This is a genomic window from Bacteroides faecis MAJ27 (genome assembly GCF_900106755.1).
GTDB classification, from domain to species: Bacteria; Bacteroidota; Bacteroidia; order Bacteroidales; family Bacteroidaceae; genus Bacteroides; species Bacteroides faecis.
The window spans coordinates 82,466-99,110 of record NZ_FNNN01000005.1 but is presented as its reverse complement, the minus strand read 5'-3'; the positions used below and the strand labels follow the sequence as shown (position 1 = coordinate 99,110).

Annotated in this window: 11 protein-coding genes; 3 read left to right on the top strand and 8 right to left on the bottom strand. The window is 42.6% G+C overall.

Annotated features, from left to right (window positions below; genetic code table 11):
- Positions 1-20: 20 nt before the first annotated feature.
- The 8 genes from BLW31_RS06030 to BLW31_RS05995 form a co-directional block, all read right to left on the bottom strand.
- Entirely contained in the window at positions 21-353 is a 333-nt protein-coding gene (locus tag BLW31_RS06030) for a DUF8478 family putative metalloprotein (protein WP_050544933.1), read from the bottom strand.
- A gap of 98 nt (positions 354-451) precedes the next feature.
- Positions 452-2,050: an aspartate:alanine exchanger family transporter gene (locus BLW31_RS06025; RefSeq protein WP_010538460.1), complete on the bottom strand. Its 1,599-nt coding sequence runs from the start codon at positions 2,048-2,050 to the stop codon at positions 452-454.
- 111 nt (positions 2,051-2,161) lie between these two features.
- On the bottom strand, positions 2,162-3,061 hold the full coding sequence (locus BLW31_RS06020; protein ID WP_010538461.1) for a ChaN family lipoprotein: 900 nt from the start codon (positions 3,059-3,061) through the stop codon (positions 2,162-2,164).
- The gene (locus tag BLW31_RS06015) at positions 3,042-5,915 is read right to left on the bottom strand and encodes a M16 family metallopeptidase (protein WP_029425602.1); all 2,874 of its coding nucleotides are present in this window, start codon (positions 5,913-5,915) and stop codon (positions 3,042-3,044) included. Before BLW31_RS06015 ends, BLW31_RS06020 begins: the two co-directional genes overlap by 20 nt.
- Positions 5,902-7,086, bottom strand: a complete 1,185-nt coding sequence (locus BLW31_RS06010) for a DUF4929 family protein (protein WP_010538463.1) — start codon at positions 7,084-7,086, stop codon at positions 5,902-5,904. The genes BLW31_RS06015 and BLW31_RS06010 overlap by 14 nt, the downstream gene beginning before the upstream one ends.
- Before the next feature lie 37 nt (positions 7,087-7,123).
- Positions 7,124-8,554 carry a RagB/SusD family nutrient uptake outer membrane protein gene (locus BLW31_RS06005; RefSeq protein WP_022301150.1) on the bottom strand — a complete coding sequence of 477 codons (1,431 nt, stop codon included), beginning with the start codon at positions 8,552-8,554 and terminating at the stop codon, positions 7,124-7,126.
- A gap of 12 nt (positions 8,555-8,566) precedes the next feature.
- Positions 8,567-11,626 (bottom strand): SusC/RagA family TonB-linked outer membrane protein, encoded by a 3,060-nt coding sequence (locus BLW31_RS06000; RefSeq protein WP_010538465.1) that lies wholly within the window; start codon positions 11,624-11,626, stop codon positions 8,567-8,569.
- Positions 11,627-11,725: 99 nt separating this feature from the next.
- On the bottom strand, positions 11,726-12,625 hold the full coding sequence (locus BLW31_RS05995) for a cation diffusion facilitator family transporter (protein WP_010538466.1): 900 nt from the start codon (positions 12,623-12,625) through the stop codon (positions 11,726-11,728).
- Between the two features lie 257 nt (positions 12,626-12,882).
- Between BLW31_RS05995 and BLW31_RS05990 the strand changes: the two genes are divergently transcribed.
- From BLW31_RS05990 to BLW31_RS05980, 3 genes are read left to right on the top strand one after another with little or no spacing between them, the layout of a single operon-like run.
- Complete coding sequence (locus tag BLW31_RS05990) at positions 12,883-13,764, top strand: calycin-like domain-containing protein (protein ID WP_032837105.1); 882 nt, start codon at positions 12,883-12,885, stop codon at positions 13,762-13,764.
- A gap of 17 nt (positions 13,765-13,781) precedes the next feature.
- Positions 13,782-14,444: an HmuY family protein gene (locus BLW31_RS05985; RefSeq protein ID WP_029425604.1), complete on the top strand. Its 663-nt coding sequence runs from the start codon at positions 13,782-13,784 to the stop codon at positions 14,442-14,444.
- A gap of 17 nt (positions 14,445-14,461) precedes the next feature.
- Positions 14,462-16,609 (top strand): TonB-dependent receptor, encoded by a 2,148-nt coding sequence (locus tag BLW31_RS05980; RefSeq protein ID WP_010538469.1) that lies wholly within the window; start codon positions 14,462-14,464, stop codon positions 16,607-16,609.
- The last annotated feature ends 36 nt before the right edge of the window (positions 16,610-16,645 follow it).

Sequence of the window (16,645 nt, the reverse complement as noted above, 5' to 3'; positions counted from 1 at the left end):
CAAGACAGAATACCATCAGTTTAAATAGCGGAAAAACGAATAACAGGCGGAGCCCTGAGTGCCACCACCCCATGGTAGGGAGAATGGTAGTGCGTATGTTGCGTAATACCATGCAACCGCCACAAGATAAATGGGATGAAAAGAGAAAGAGCAAACACAACAGCCGCACCGTCCGTTGTCAGGTGAGACAAGAAATGAACTAATAACAGTTCGACTGTTGAGTGTTTATGTGCCGCCCCTTTTTTGAAGGGATGCGAATGGACGATTGTCACGCCATTGACCACATGTATGTGAGCAAAGAATGTGATACTTACCAGATACGATACAAACAGTACCGGTAAGAAACAGCGCATGATATTCAATGACAATCGTTTCACCTCATCTTTTTATTTGAGGCGGCAAAGATACGAACTATTTTTTAACAATCAATACCTATATATATTGATTTTCATTAATACACAGCTGAGGCTATCACCTGGATAAACAAAATAAGGAATACCATAGCTATCGGATAAACAGTTGCATAGGCTACACTTGGAATATTGCTATCCACCATCGAATCGGCAGCGGCCAATCCCGGAGTACTTGTCATACCTCCTGTGATGGTTCCCAGCAAGTCAAGCAGGCTGATTTTGAATACCAGTCGTCCTACAAGTACGGCTACCAGCATCGGCACCACTGTAATAGCTGCTCCTACTCCGAACATCAGCAGTCCACTTTCCTGAAAAGTAGCTACGAGGTTCTTTCCGGCGGAAGTTCCTACTTCGGCAAGGAAGAGAAGTAAACCTAACTGGCGTAACAACTGATTGGCGGGTCCGGACATAGACCAGAGAATAGGTCCGGTTTTACCGATTGCACTCAGGAAAAGAGCTACCATCAGCACTCCTCCTGTCAGCCCCGGAGAGAATGACAAGCTATCGGAGAAAGAGATATTCAGTTTGCCGAATAAAACTCCTAATACAATACCCATCGCAATAGGGAAGAAATCCGTATCGGAAAGCTTCTTCGCATCGTTTCCCAACAACCGAGCTACTCCTTTTATACCTTCTTTCTCTCCTACCACCATCAGCTTGTCACCAAACTTCAATGCCAAATCGGGGGACGGAGATAAATCAATACCACTTCGACGTACGCGGGTCACTGTACAACCGAAGTTTTTTTGTAAGTTCAGGTCTCCCAGTTGTTTATTAATCATGTCTTTTTTAGTCAGCAACAAAGACTCGATTTCCTGTGTCTTGTCCAAAGGCAGTTCACCTTCCTCCCGTTTACCCATCAATACTGCTAACTGATTCAGCGATTCTTCACTGCCTACTGCCTGAATATAGTCTCCTTCATGCAATACCGTATGCGCAGTGGGAATAGATATTTCATCTTTGTGCTTCAGGCGCGAAATGACCGCTCCTGTCATCGCACGTGCATTTATCTGCATCAGACTACGGCCAAAGACACTAGCGTTTGTGATACGATAAATACATGTGTTTAATTCAGGAAATTGTCCACGACGCTCTACTTCAAGGCGACGGGCTTCCTGGTCCAGATTTACACGCATAATTTTGGGAAGTAATTTCACGAACAGGATCACTCCAATGACCCCAAACGGATAAGCGATACCATAAGCAATGGATGCCAGCGGAGAGTTTGTACTGTCAATTGCTACCGCCAGTCCCGGAGTACTGGTCAAAGCCCCTGCAATCAATCCGACAACGCTCGGTGTGTCAATATCAAATGCATATTTCAGTCCGACTGCTGTCAGGCAGGCCGAGCTAATAATAAGCATAGTAATCAGAATCAGCGTCTTTCCTTTACTACGGAAAGAATCGAAGAATCCCGGACCAGCCTGAATACCAATGGTAAAGATAAAAAGTACCAGACCGAAGTTTCCTAATTCTTTAGGAATGATAACGCCGAAGTGTCCGAAAAGAAGAGCAATAAAGATCACCGCTGACACATCAAGCGATAGCCCCTTAATCTTAATTCTACCCAACATAAATCCCAATGCAACAATCAGGAAAAGGGAGAAATAAGAGGAATGCAATAAGTCAGTAAACATAAAAATAAAAGGTTAGTTAGTTTTAAGGGCGCAAAGGTACAAAAAAAGTCTCCATAAAGTTGTTTTATAGAGACTTTTATTCTTTTCACTGATATAGATTCAGCTCCGCCTTTAGTAACTGGTCACCATATCTTCTGGTACACAAATGTAGAAATCAGCACGTTCTTTATTTTCATCATCCAATTTACTGATGGATTCCTGACGTACGGAAGTGACTGTCACCACACTCGTACCGGGACGGTAACGAAGCAGATAAGGGATAATTCCACTTTTAAAGTCCGAATGATAACTTCCGTTGATATGCAGGAATTTATCTTTCATGTTGCGGGCAATGAACCAGCCCATGGTAGCATCCTTTACGGCTTGTGCCTGAGCCAGTTTCTCATTGTCCCCGGTTTTCTTTCCTCCCATCATATTCATCAGGCTAAATGCCGCTTCACTTTCTTTCTCGTTATATTCAAAAGGAACAGGAAGGGGAGCTATATACTTCTTAGCTTCGGCAGATAAAGAATCAAGCACTTCAAGCCCTCCGTTTTTCACGCTATTGGCATAACGACGGGGGATATTGGTAGCAATAAACGGAATACCATGCTCTTTGGCAAAGAAAACAACCGGATAATAGTCTGTACTGTAATTATCCCATAAACGGGCTTCCGCTTCGAAACGGTCATAAGAAATTTTACGCTGCATGTATTCGTCCAGAATCAATTGATTATCGCTTTCCAACATTTCTGCCCCCAACATCAGTTTGTTCTTATGAAGGTGGTAAAGCGAACGAGTGATCTCAAATTCCAGCCAATGAGTTATGGGGCAATTATGTATCTCTCCCAGAAAGACAATGTCATATCCGGAAAGATGCCGAATCAATTCGCCGTAAGTGATTTCTTTGCCGGTATTATCAAATAAGGTATAAGCACGTCTGCCGGTTTCCTCCTGAGCATACATGATGTTCTGGAAACAGCAACACAAACATACCAGAGATAATACACGATTAATTATTCTTTGTGTCATTATTCAGTTGTTTTTTACTTAAATATAATAGAACGTAATTCTCGATATCCAGATAACGTTCAAATGCTTCGCGCAAAGCGGCGGGAGTTATGCTGTCAAGGCATTCCTCATACCGTTCGAAGTCAGCAAGTGATTCTCCGTTTTTCAGCAGTCCGACCAGTGTAGACCGCCATGTGGCAGATGCTTCTTCATTCAGTGCTTCACGCTTTGCTATCCGGAAAGAACGTTTGATGGTTTGCAGTTCTTCCAGATCCACTTCCTCACGTTGCAGCTTCTGCAGAATATCTTTCAATAAAACATCTATGCCCGGCATATTACGATTGTCGGCGGACGCATTGATATCAAAATAAAATATTCCCCACGGGATACCGTCGTACACTAAAGAGATGTAAGGCGAGTAAACGAGCGATTCGCGTTCACGGAGAACAGATATCAGGCGGCTGCGAATGACATCACGCATCAGTTTCAGCGTTAATGTACTTTTCAGTCCAGGTTCGAAATGCCCAAAGAAGAGATAGTCAAACAATGTCTGCGTTTCATTGTCATTTGGAAAACCTTCTACGTACTTGGCCGTAGGAAGTTCAAAAGGAGGATACGCGTATTCTGACGGAGACGATGAAGCAGGAATACGTCCGAATACCGATACAAACTGGCGCATGACACTGTCCGAATTGAAATTGCCGCAAATGACATACGTTGTCCCTTCAGGACGTGTATAGAGTTTCTGGTAGAAAGCCGCGATAGAATCAAGATTCAAACCTTCCATCTGTTCGAGAGACAGTTTACGCGAAGAACGGGGCAGAGCTGCTCCCATCAATTCATCCATACGGGCGGACAAGAGGCGGTCCGGTGCACGCTTCAACATTTTTTCTAAAACGGTTTCCTTTCCGTAATCCCGGAGTAATCCCTGACGTATTTCTTCGAAATCATTCCGTCTTAGTTCGGGGTCGAATATCTTTTCATAAATCAGATTAAAAAACTCCGTCGCACCGGTAACCGGAGCCATTCCCATGAAGCCATGCCAATGGTTCTCCATTGCCATCGTAAGCGAAATCTCTTTCTGGGAGAGATAGTCCGAGAGAATCTTTCCTTCTACCTTCGCAATGCCCCCCATGTCCATATATCCCGCCATACCCTCCAGTAGAGGATATTCTTCGTCAGACAAAGACGAGGTTCCGAAAGGGGCGAAAGAAGTCAGAAACAGAGATGTGTCTGCTTCTTGGGTAGGTTTGAGAATTAAGCGGATTCCATTTTTCAGCTCTATCTCGCGGACGTTCATTTTCGGGTATTCCGCAATGCGGGTAATAGAAGTAGCATCAAAAGGAGGACATACCGCAAGGCAGGGAGGAGTAGCGATTTCAGTTTCTTCCTCTTTCTCGGGACTCACATAGGTATAAGGAGAGCAGGTTGTTTGTTCACCATGCGACCATGCCCCAGCAATCTCCTCTTTGGTCAACGGAGCACCTAAGCCGGAATGACTACTACAAGCTACCAACAAAGCTTCCTTATAAAACGAGTACCATTCTTTCAATAATGCTTGCAGAGCGTTACCTTGTAGCTCACCCATGGCAATCTTTAGCTGTGTCTGCTGAATTGAGTCAGTCAGATACCGGTCGCCGGATATGACATAATCAACGAAATCGTCACACCAAGCGGAAGAAGAACGGGAAATATTGTTGGTACCGGATGCCATTTGACGGCAAAAATCATCTTTTATATCCCTTAACTCCTCTTCTTCCCATCCATTCCGAATCAGATGATTCAATTCGGCTACGGCAGCAGAGAGAGCAGTCAATAGCTCTTCTCTGTTTTTTCCCTCTACCGTCAGGACCAGATGATTCTTATCGCTCAGATACCACTGATCTGACACATTCGTCTTCAACTTCCTACCATTGAAACGGGAGGAAATAGCACGTACAAGTAATCTTCCCATATTTTTCCGCACTGCATCTCCCAACGTACGCTCTACCACGCAAGGATGCGGAATCATCAGTTCTACTTTTGTTTTCGTCTGCAACGAGTCACGGATTTCCGATAAATGAATACCTTTCTCATATTCCAGCGGATAAGTCCGGAAATCATCTGACGAACGTTTGGGCAATGAAGAAAAGTATTCTTTGATCCGGGCTTCTATCTCCTGTGGAGCCACATCGCCTACAATAATTAATGTAGCCAAAGAGGGGATATACCATTTTTGATAATACTCTTCCAGTATCTGTGGCGTTACTTTCCGAATATCTTCTGCTGTTCCCAACGGCATACGCCGTCCGAATATCCCCTGTCCTATCTTCAGCGAATAGAAGTCGTCTCCCAAGTCATAACCGCGCAGTTCTTCCAATATGATTCCCTTTTCATTCTCTACCTTTTCAGGGTTCATGGAAATACCGTCCAGCCAGTCACGCATGATCAGTAAGGAACGATTGACAGCTTCTTCCTTTTGATGGTCGGTAGGGACAGCAAACATATAGATGGTACGGTCGAAACCGGTAAAAGCATTGATATCTTGCCCATACTTCATGCCCTGAGATTCCAGGTATTCTACCAGCGAACGTTTGGGGAAATGAGTGGTTCCGCCGAAAGCCACGTGTTCCAGGAAGTGAGCACATCCTTTCTGCTGTTCGGTTTCCTGTACAGAACCAACACGCATCACCAAACGAAATTCAACGCGGGAAACAGGAGAAGGATTCTGCAATATCAGATAGTGCAAGCCATTGGGCAGATGTCCTTCCAGTGTCCCTGCGGGAAGAGAGACAGGGATAGACCGAGAATTGGAATAAACCGGTATATTGACATACATTGCAGCTAAGAAGATAGCCACTATGTATAAGCATTTTTTTATATTATTTCTTTTCATAAACGACATTGGCACGATTATACCCTCCGGCATACGCATGATCAAACACAAATTGGAAAGTCAGCTTCTTCGCTTTGAAATCAATTTTCCCAACCGGAGGCATAAAGGTTCCATCCTCCAACTCATCTATTGCAACATCAGACGCTTGCAAATAATGAGCCGGATTAGCTGTGCCGTCAGCCTCTTCCAGATCAATAGCTATCTGATTTCCCTCTTTAATCAGTTTTTTCTGGAGCTCCCACGGGCTGAATACATATTCAAAAGGAATAATCGTACGAACATCAGGTACACTCACCGGCAGAAAATCAACGGTAGCCGTTCCATCCGAAATATTTTTCAATTTTATTCCATCCAAAGACATCGTAAAAGTCCCGGGGTTCGCCTTATTCCAATTCAACAATTCCATAATCTGAGCATAAGCAGGACTTGCATATTCTCCATACCAGAATTCATCGTTTTCTATCGTTTCCTTTCTCAACACCCAAGCCAGATATTCTGTGAGTCCCATCGGATCGTCCACCATCTTCAATACCGGCAGTTCTTCCGTAGACTGGTCACTCAGCGTTATTATCGTTTTTCCATCAAAATCTTTGGTGAAAGGCTCTGCAAAAGGAGGAAGATAATCACTGGCAGGACTCTCCACTTTTGTATGATAAGTTACAGCTCCCAGCCAATCGGTCAGATCAATGCCATATTTCGACTTATAGCCTTCAATCAGTATTTTCTGGGCTTCCGTCAGTTCAGGTATCTGAGGATTAGGCTTCACACGTACTCTTAACGAAGCATTCAACTTCATATTGTCTAAAGGAAATGTAGAAATACCAATTTCAAAGTAAGTATCTTCCGTCAATAGCTCTTTTTGGTTGGACACTACCTGAAAAATAGCCGATTTACTTCCTGCCGGAATAGTGACCGGATTGCTCTCCAACCTTAATATCTCTTTCTCATCATTCAAAATCTCGAAATTGAGCGTAATGTTCTGCTCACAAGCTTTAGTCAGATCAACATTCACCGTCAATGGCGTAGCTTCCGTTTCTTCTACTACCGGATTCTCAGCCGACAAATAAATCTGATTCACTCCTGTATATCCGCTATCTTCTTTGTCATCTCCACACGAAGCAAGGAAAGGCAATATTAAAGCCCCCATTGCATAAACATAAAACTTCTTCATTTTTTCTTCTTTTTATTTGTAATTCAAATTAGCTATCTTAATTCTCTATTTTAGTCCAGCCTTCATTCTGCGACACATTCTCATTATACAGATATTCTCCCCTGGGAATGGGGAATGTCCAACGATAATCATCTTTCTGTATTCGTCTGCCGTCCATTGAACCGGAAACATTCCAATCCGACAATATTTCTTTCCGGCAACGTTTCAAGTCAAAGTAGCGCTCTCCTTCTCCCGCATATTCTTTCCATTTTTCCGTAAGGACAGTTTTCAACAATACCTCACCGCTAAGATTTTCATCCAGCAAAGTCGCTCCCCGCCGTGCGAGATACTCGTTCATCACTTTCACCGCCTGCACATCATGCGCCTTCCCGTCACGGCAATAAGCCTCCGCAAGAATAAAGCAGGCACCTGCCACCCGGAATTTATTGATATACCGCGTTTCCTTTTTCTCCCAATTCATCTTGTTATATTTTCCCAAATAAGGAGACGAAGTGATCTCTCCTACCGTTTCTCCCGACATTGCAAACCAATAGACGGTCTCGTCATAACGAATATCTCCTTCGGAATAAAGACGGACCAAAGACGTGTTCAGCGTAAAGAAATCCCCCTTATCCCTATCGTAGTTCATATCGGTATAGTACGAACCGGAGGTATAAACAGAAAAGATACGTTCATCACAAACTTCGTTTCCAAACAACTTGCTATAGCCGGCTGTCGTCAACACATCATACCCTCCTTTAATATCAATCACCTTTTGCGCATACTCTTCTGCCTGTTCATAATTCCCGGCATATAATTCCAATTCAGCCAGCAGATAATACCCGCTATATTGAGAAAGCCAATATTCCTGTGCAGGATTATTCTCCACTTCTACAGCTTCTGTCAATAGGTTACGAATAGCTGTAACACATTCCCCTATGCTCGAACGCTTCAGGAATCCCAGTTTAAACTCATCTTTCAGAATGATACCGTCTTTCTCCGGACCATCGGCATAAGCAGGAGCAAAAAGGCGTAACAGATTAAAATAACAATAGGCTTTCAACAGTTTCGCTTCACTGACGATACAACGTATTTCCTGCCTTTCTTTATCCGAAGTTATGCTCACATTATCAATGCGCTCCAATACTGCATTGGCAATAGCTACTGTTGCATAATATTCTTGCCACATGGATAAGGAAATGTCTTCCAACGGCTGTGGCTGCCATTTATACAGATTACTCAAAGAAGAGTTACGAGCAATCAGATATGTCGGCTCAAAATCATCTCCCAATACAGACAAATTAAACTCCGGGGTCGGCAGTTCCGAATAAGCAGATGCCAGCAATTCACGGGCAGCAGCCGGAGTAGTGACGGCATCCGGATCGGAAAACTGGTTCTCATAAGGAATATCAAGCGAACACGATGTACCTACACAGCATATTGCCAATAAATAACTCCAATCTTTTATTTTATGTATTATTGTTATCATACACTTCTCTAATTAAAAAGTCAAACTTAGATTGATTGTTAATACCGGTTGCATTCCTCCTGCCAGTGTTCCCGTTTCCGGATCGGACTCACTATAAGGAGTAATCATAAACAGGTTGGAAGCCTGAAAAGCAACATTAGCATATTGAATAAAACGGATGTTCTTTTCAAGAAAAGCATGTGGAACACGATAGCGTAACGACACCATAGACAGTTTGAGATAATCACTTTTTCCCACCGTTTCCGTATTAGGATACAGCGTTAACGAAGCAAGGGCAGACGAGCTATAATAAGGTGAATGATATTTTTTACCTTCATCTCCCCGTTTGAACCACATATCCTGTACTTGTCCTTTAATGGCATTCTTTATCGAAGTGTCGGATGAACGTACATAACTGTAGTTATATCGTTTGATACCTCCGAATACATAATAAAAGTCCATATCCAAGTCAAAGTCCCTGTATGAAAAACTCAGATTTAATGTACCGCTATAGGGAGGAGTAGCATGCCCCAACGCTATAATATTCTCCTTCACCGGAGTTTCAGTAGCCGGTATTTCACGGCCATCCGCTCCCTGAAATACCGGAAGCCCGGTGATAGGATTAATGCCGAGAGACTTCAACCCGTAAACAATATCGTAAGCTTTTCCGACCTCATAAGTAGGAACAACCTCCTCTTCACTTGTATATAGACGGTCGGAATAATATAAGTCGACTACCTTATTGCGATTGTAAGCCAGCGAACCACGCAAAGACAAACGCCAGTCCGAAGTATCCAGCACCTTTACGGAAGCACTCAGTTCGTACCCCTCATTGCGAAGTACTCCAATATTACGTTTCATGGTATGAAAGCCGTTGGACAAAGGAACAGGAACATCCAGCAGTGCATCACTTGTTTCCCTCCGATAAATATTACCACTTAATGTCAGGCGTTTAAACAGTTCGAACGACAGGCTGACATCTGTAGACGTCGTCTGCTCCGGCTTCAAATCCGTATTATAAAGTGCAAGCAGTTGCAAGAGACGGGCATTGCCGTAATAATTTGTCGAATAAGAGAAAGTTCCGATAGTCGATGAAGCAGATACACCTGCCAGATTGGCCATTCTTCCATAAGAGGCTTTCAGGTTCAGATGAGAAATTACTTCATTATCTTTCAGGAAAGGATACTGACTCACCGTCCACCCCAAACCGACTGCCCACGCGGCATTCCATCGCTTGTCTTTGGGAAGGATCGAAGAAGCATCCGCCTTATACGTAGCAAAAAAGTCATAAGTAGCATCGAAGCTATACCCCATCACCCATCCAAATCCCATTTGAGCAGTCTTTTCTTTCAACGATCCAACCGACGGTTTACGATTACCGGATATAGACTGATTGATAGCCGCAGGAGACATTTGAGTACCTACTCCGTAACCTACAATGGAGACATTGTCAGCATCTGTCATATAGTAGTCCATATTGCCGCCGACCGTAAAATCATGTTTGTCGGCAAACACCTTATTGTAGGTAATACGTATATTGGAAGAAACATTCGTCGTCACGTTCTTGTCTTTCGTCAGTTTACCGAGTTCTTCCACAGGAGATCCGCTCTTACGCTCCTGAATAGAAGTGGAAGGTACTAATGTCAATGCTTCATTCAGTACCACATCAATACCTGCCACGGCATCAATATCCAGTCCTTTGACAGGTTGCAAGTTCAGACTTCCGCTCACTCCTCCCCGCTTATCGGTCGATTTGCTGTTATATTGACTAAGCAAATCTTTATAAGTATATTCAGACGACTCGTTGGAGTAAGATATTAATTTACTGGTAGGTGTCTCGTAAGGATTCAGTTGATAAACTAGGTCCGTGGGTGAATACACACTACCATTTGGAGTATCCGTTGCAGAATATCCTGCATTCGTACTTACCGAAAGGTAACCCCATCGACCCAATTTCTGGTCGAGACTCAAACTGGCAGTGAAACGGTGCGTATCATTTCCCGGCACTCGTCCACCTTGCTGGGCATAATTGACAGATGCATAATAAGAAGTATTCTCCGTTCCGCCCCTTACACTCAGGTTATGACGTTGGTAAGTACTCAAGTGTATCAATTCATCGAACCAGTCGGTATGGATATTTCTCAGAGAATCCAGTACAGACTGTCCTTCGGCTATCATTTGATTGAGATTGGGATCGGCAGCGTAATACTTCCGATAATAATCTTCACTGTAGCGATATCCCGGGGTGGAAGCATTTTGTAACAATCGCTCCAACTCCAGTTTCTCGTCAGTATCCATCATTTCCACTCCTCTGCGGCCACGGGTGGTAATACCCATATTAAAACTGTAATTGGTTGTCAGCCTCCCGTCCGGATTTCCACGCAAGGAAGTAATCTCAATCACTCCGTTAGCTGCTTTAATGCCATATAAGGCGCAGGCAACAGCATCTTTCAGCACTTTTATTTCCTTTATATCTGATGGATTGAGTGTCATAAAAGCATCCGACGAAATAACTTGTCCATCTTTCACATAAAGCGGCTCGTTTGCCGAGTCTCCTTCACGGAAAGATGAGTTTCCACGAATGCGTATCTTGGGCTTCGAACCCAAGTCACCCGTATTTGTCACTATCAGTCCGGGAACCGTTCCTTGCAAAGCCAAAGACATGTCAATCATAGGTTTGCTGTTTAACCTTTCCATATCTACCCGTTGCACCACGCCCGATTTTGCACGAATATCCAGCTCATTAATATTCGATTTGGCAACTATAACAACTTCATCCAGTGACTTGGTATCTTGCTGCATGGCAGCATCCTGTACTTTTTGCCCGCTATACTTTATACGGACATCTTTCATTCCCACAAAAGAAAAGACAATTATCTCTCCCTCTTTCCACCGCCCACGCAACAGATAGCGTCCGTCAGTATCTGTTACCGTACCGAACTGTGTATTCCTGACACGAATGGTAACTCCGGGAAGTGGCTCACCTTGATGATCAGTGACCATACCGGTCAGTTCAACGTCTCTTTGTTGGGCATAAGTAGTTGTAGAATAAATTACAGAGATAAAAATTAAAGTGATAATAAATGCTCTCATTTTAGCGTTTGTTATATAGTATTATCCGGACTGCAAAAATAGACACTATTCACAGCCCGGACAATCACCATATATAACTATATCATCAGCTAAAAATACCTAAAAACAGTCATTTTCAGTTTCGCACGGTACGCCTTCACATTCAAACTCCAAAGTAACATGATGAATATCCGCTTCTTCCAACCGTGCTTTGATCAGATGTTTTATCTCTTCCATTCTTTCCATATTATCAATGACTATATGTGCAGTTAAAGCAGTCTCCGTAGTACTCAATGCCCATATATGCAGATGATGACAACTCTCCACGCCGGGCTGATCCAGTATTATCTGCCTTATTTCATTAATATCTATCCCCACAGGAACACCATCCAATGACAACCGAAGACTGTCACGGAGAAGTCCCCATGTTGAAATCACAATAACCACAGCTATCCCCAGTCCGATAATTGGATCGACAATACTCCATCCCGTATACATGATAATGATACCGGAAGCAACTACACCTATAGACACCAATGCATCTGCCGCCATGTGCAGATACGCACCTTTCACATTCAGATCCTTATCTTTATCCTTCATAAAAAGCCACGCAGTAAGTGCATTGATTACCACTCCCACTCCTGCTGTCCATGCAATAGCAGAACCGTCTACTGCAACAGGATAAAACAACTTATCAATACTTTCGGCAATAATTATTCCGACAGCGACCAACAATATAACCGCATTCAATAAAGATACTAATATGGTACTCTTTTTATATCCGTAAGTATAACGGCTGTTCGAATGAATTTTCTCCAACCGAAAAGCCAGCATAGCAAGTATCAAGCTTGCCACATCACCCAAATTATGTCCGGCATCAGAAAGCAGCCCCAAAGAATTGTAATAGAAACCAACTCCAAATTCAACTATCACAAAAGAGAGATTTAGAACAATACCTATTATAAAAGCTTTATTGAGCGAAGTTATCCGATGAGTATGTTCGTGATGATGAGATTCCATATTATATATAGTTTTATATCCTGTATCCAGGAAACAAATGCTAAAATAAATAGTTCATATTTTTCTCCCTAATCTTGAGCAGACTCCTAAGTTAAAGCTTATAAATGACTGTAAAAATATAAACCAGTTATCTTTAATACCTACATATGATTAAACGCCCTATTTCTTTTCATTTCTTTTAGGTATTGTCCTTGCTTATATATCCCCGTAACTTTGCAGACGAAAAATAAATTAATCATTATCTATCAAAATTAAGGATGAAAATATTAAACTTATGGATGATTGCCCTTATGGCATTATCATCAACTTTTGTTTCTTGTAGTGACAGCGACGACGATACCGACAATGCAGAACAAGCGAAAGCAATTGCCGGCACTTATAAAGGTTATTCTATTGGTGAAAGCAAAATGTTTTCCGACTATCTAATGGGAGCCGATGCCAGTGCCACCATTATAGCCAATTCGGATGGTACTATCAATCTGGTATATAAATCTGGGTCCGGAGATTTCATACTGAATAATCTGAAAGTTTCTTCTAAATCTTTCAAAGGTGAAGGTGAAGTTGCTTTGGCCATGGGTGGAAACACTCCGGGTAACTACGAATATACACTGGAAGGTAGTGTCAGCGATGCAAAGGTATTAACTCTCAAAGCGAATGTTCCCGTACCGATGGGCGGTATCGACATCGAATTCATTCAAGCAGAAACTCCGATTGCTTATTATGTAGCTTCTACCTATCAGTACAATACTAATCTTTCCATCAGTGTTATGGGAAGTTCATACGGTTCTACCGAAAATTGCAAAGCAATTGTTAAACGTGCTTCAGAAACTACAGTAAATATCACCCTGAACGGATTTGGCAATTTAACCGGAGGAGGAAGTAATATGAGTCTGGGAGATTTCACGATTAACGGAGTAAACGTTGAAAAAACAACTAGCGGCTACACACTAAGTTTAGGTGAATTCGAATCTGAGGCAGAATCTTCAACCGGCACTCCTACCCCAATTACAGGTGTAAGCCTGGAAGGTACAGTTGCAACAGACGGTACCGCTGAAATCACTGTAGCTTTCAAACCGGGAAGTATGCCTATGCCAATCACGGCAGTTTTCACCGGAAGCAGCAAAAGTAGTGCACAATAACTAATTTGAAAGAAGATATGAGAAGAAGTAGTCACACTATTTTCAAAAATATCATGATACTGGGAGCGACGATGTCGCTCTCAGCTTGTAATGGAATGTTTGAAGGGATTTATGATGATCCCATCGAAAGTGAGATGGAAATTAAAGAAAGTAGCTTTTCACAAATCAATACTACCGAGTACACCAACTGGGTATATATCGATTTATCCGAACGCAAAGCAACAACTGTAGAAATCGGAGAGGAACATAAAAGTGAGATACCGGCAGAATGGGATCTCGCCATCCACCGTTACGATATCAAAACAAACGAAGGTGCAGCCTATCAGACGACCTATACTAATATTGATGAGCTGAAAGCAAGTGGAAAACTTCCTGCTGAAGAAAATTTTATAAAAGATGAATGGACAACTGATAAAATAGCAATCGATATGTCCGGCATGATGGAAGGAAACATTAAATATACAGAAGATTATCGCAATGAGATCTTATCCGGCTGGTTGAATGTAGATACTTCAAGTATGCCCCCTATTTATACGATGTCCAATCAAGTTTATCTGATACGGCTGAAGGATAACACCTATGCAGCAATTCGTTTTACCAACTATACCAATGCCAGAGGCATAAAAGGATATATCGACTTCGATTTTCTATATCCGCTTGATTTCGAAGAAAACAACTAAGAAACCAATTACAAAGAATGAAACCTACATATATAGTATCCATCTTACTATTCTCCTTTATAGCAACCTGTTCCACATTCGCACAACAATCAACAGAACATATCAGCGGACGTGTCACTGATACAAACGGAGAACCTCTCCCAGGTGCTACCATCTCCATAAAAGGAGAAAAAACAGGAGCTGTCACTACTGCTGACGGAACATATACATTACAACTCCCCGGAATCGGTTCATATATCATCACAGCATCCTACATAGGTTATCAAACAGAAGAAAAAAGAATAACTACCGAAAAGGAAAAGAAAGTGAATTTTCGTTTATCCGAAGATCAGTTCGACCTCGGAACGGTCGTTGTAACCGGTACCCGTACTCCCAAATTGCTGAAAGATGCTCCCATCATCACTCGGGTAATCACCTCGGAGGATATTAAGAAAGTAAATGCCAATAACGTTGCCGATCTGCTAAAGACAGAATTGCCCGGTATCGAATTTACCTTTTCCATGGATCAGCAAACCGCCATCAACATGCAAGGTTTTGGGGGTAACTCCGTGCTGTTTCTGGTAGATGGCGAACGGTTAGCAGGAGAAACACTTAATAATGTAGACTATGAGCGTCTGAATCTCGACAATGTCGAGCGCATAGAGATAGTAAAGGGAGCAGCATCTACCCTTTACGGTTCCAGCGCTATCGGAGGAGTGATTAATATCATTACCCGCGAATCGGATGATCCATGGAACCTCAATCTCAATTCGCGCTTCTCCGAACACAATGACCAGCGATATGGCGGCACTGTGGGATTCAATGCTGGCAAATTCAACAGCCTGACCAACGTACAATATAACAATGTCGACACTTATGCCGTAGACAACCCGGGAGACTTCTCTACAGTGTTTGGAAGCCGGGTATGGAACTTTAAAGAACGTCTAATCTATCATCCGCTTGAAACACTCAAACTGACAGGAAGAGCGGGATATTATTTCCGTGAACGTAATAAGCCGGGAGATACCCAAGACAGATATCGGGGATTCAGTGGCGGAATGAAAGCTAACTATACTTTCAATATTATGAGTAATCTTGAAGTTGGTTATACCTTTGACCAGTATGACAAAAGCGACTATCAGTCACTTTATAAAAATGATGTACGTGATTACAGCAACGTGCAACACAATGTACATGCACTCTACAATTATACCTTTAATGGAAAGCATACGCTAACTGTCGGCGCCGATTATCTGCGCGATTATCTGATGTCTTACCAGTTTACTGATAACGCGGACCATACTATGCATACAGCAGACGCATTCGGACAGTTCGACTGGAATCCGACAGAAAGGCTGAACGTAATAGCCGGATTGCGGTTCGACTATTTCTCTGATTCGAATGTACGTCATTTGTCTCCACATCTGGGAATGATGTACAAGATAGGCAACTGTTCATTAAGAGGATCTTATTCGCAAGGATTCCGCTCCCCTACTCTAAAGGAGATGTATATGGTATTCAATATGGCAAATATGATGATGATCTATGGTAATCCGGATTTGAAATCGGAAACGAGTCACAATTTCTCCGTATCTGCCGAATATACCAAGAACCGTTATAACTTTTCTGTGACAGGCTATTATAATCTGGTGCATAATCGTATCAATACCGTTTACAGTGAAGACCCCAAGGGACAAATATATACCAATACCGACAAAATGGATATTGCAGGAATTGATGCCAACATCTCCGCAAAATATCCTTGCGGACTCGGCTATCGTCTGTCATACACTTATATTCATGAGTTCATGCACGACGGACAAAAAAAGTTCACAGATACACGCCCTCACACAGCAACTGTAAGAATTGACTGGAGCAAAACGCTGAATAAAGTCGATTTCAACTATTCACTCAACGGACGCGTGCTGTCGAAAGTGAAAACCAACATATACAACGATAGTTTCAATAATCCGGCTGCCGGAAGTCAGGCAGTAGAGTATCCGGGATATATGATATGGGATCTTACCTTCTCGTTGGGAATCATCAAAGGAGTAAATATGAATCTGGCTGTAAACAACCTGTTCGATTATGTGCCTGATTACTATTATTTCAACTCACCTACCACAACGGGCACCAATCTTACGTTGGGACTTTCGCTGGATATAGACAGGATCTTCAAGAAATAAACAGCAGCAATAGAACTACATACAAAGCTAAAAATA

Excerpts from the sequence above, each read along its gene's own strand:
- BLW31_RS06030 (WP_050544933.1), bottom strand. The coding sequence starts at position 353 with ATGCGCTGTTTCTTACCGGTACTGTTTGTATCGTATCTGGTAAGTATC.
- BLW31_RS06025 (WP_010538460.1), bottom strand. The coding sequence starts at position 2,050 with ATGTTTACTGACTTATTGCATTCCTCTTATTTCTCCCTTTTCCTGATT.
- BLW31_RS06020 (WP_010538461.1), bottom strand. The coding sequence starts at position 3,061 with ATGACACAAAGAATAATTAATCGTGTATTATCTCTGGTATGTTTGTGT.
- BLW31_RS06015 (WP_029425602.1), bottom strand. The coding sequence starts at position 5,915 with ATGAAAAGAAATAATATAAAAAAATGCTTATACATAGTGGCTATCTTC.
- BLW31_RS06010 (WP_010538463.1), bottom strand. The coding sequence starts at position 7,086 with ATGAAGAAGTTTTATGTTTATGCAATGGGGGCTTTAATATTGCCTTTC.
- BLW31_RS06005 (WP_022301150.1), bottom strand. The coding sequence starts at position 8,554 with ATGATAACAATAATACATAAAATAAAAGATTGGAGTTATTTATTGGCA.
- BLW31_RS06000 (WP_010538465.1), bottom strand. The coding sequence starts at position 11,626 with ATGAGAGCATTTATTATCACTTTAATTTTTATCTCTGTAATTTATTCT.
- BLW31_RS05995 (WP_010538466.1), bottom strand. The coding sequence starts at position 12,625 with ATGGAATCTCATCATCACGAACATACTCATCGGATAACTTCGCTCAAT.
- BLW31_RS05990 (WP_032837105.1), top strand. The coding sequence starts at position 12,883 with ATGAAAATATTAAACTTATGGATGATTGCCCTTATGGCATTATCATCA.
- BLW31_RS05985 (WP_029425604.1), top strand. The coding sequence starts at position 13,782 with ATGAGAAGAAGTAGTCACACTATTTTCAAAAATATCATGATACTGGGA.
- BLW31_RS05980 (WP_010538469.1), top strand. The coding sequence starts at position 14,462 with ATGAAACCTACATATATAGTATCCATCTTACTATTCTCCTTTATAGCA.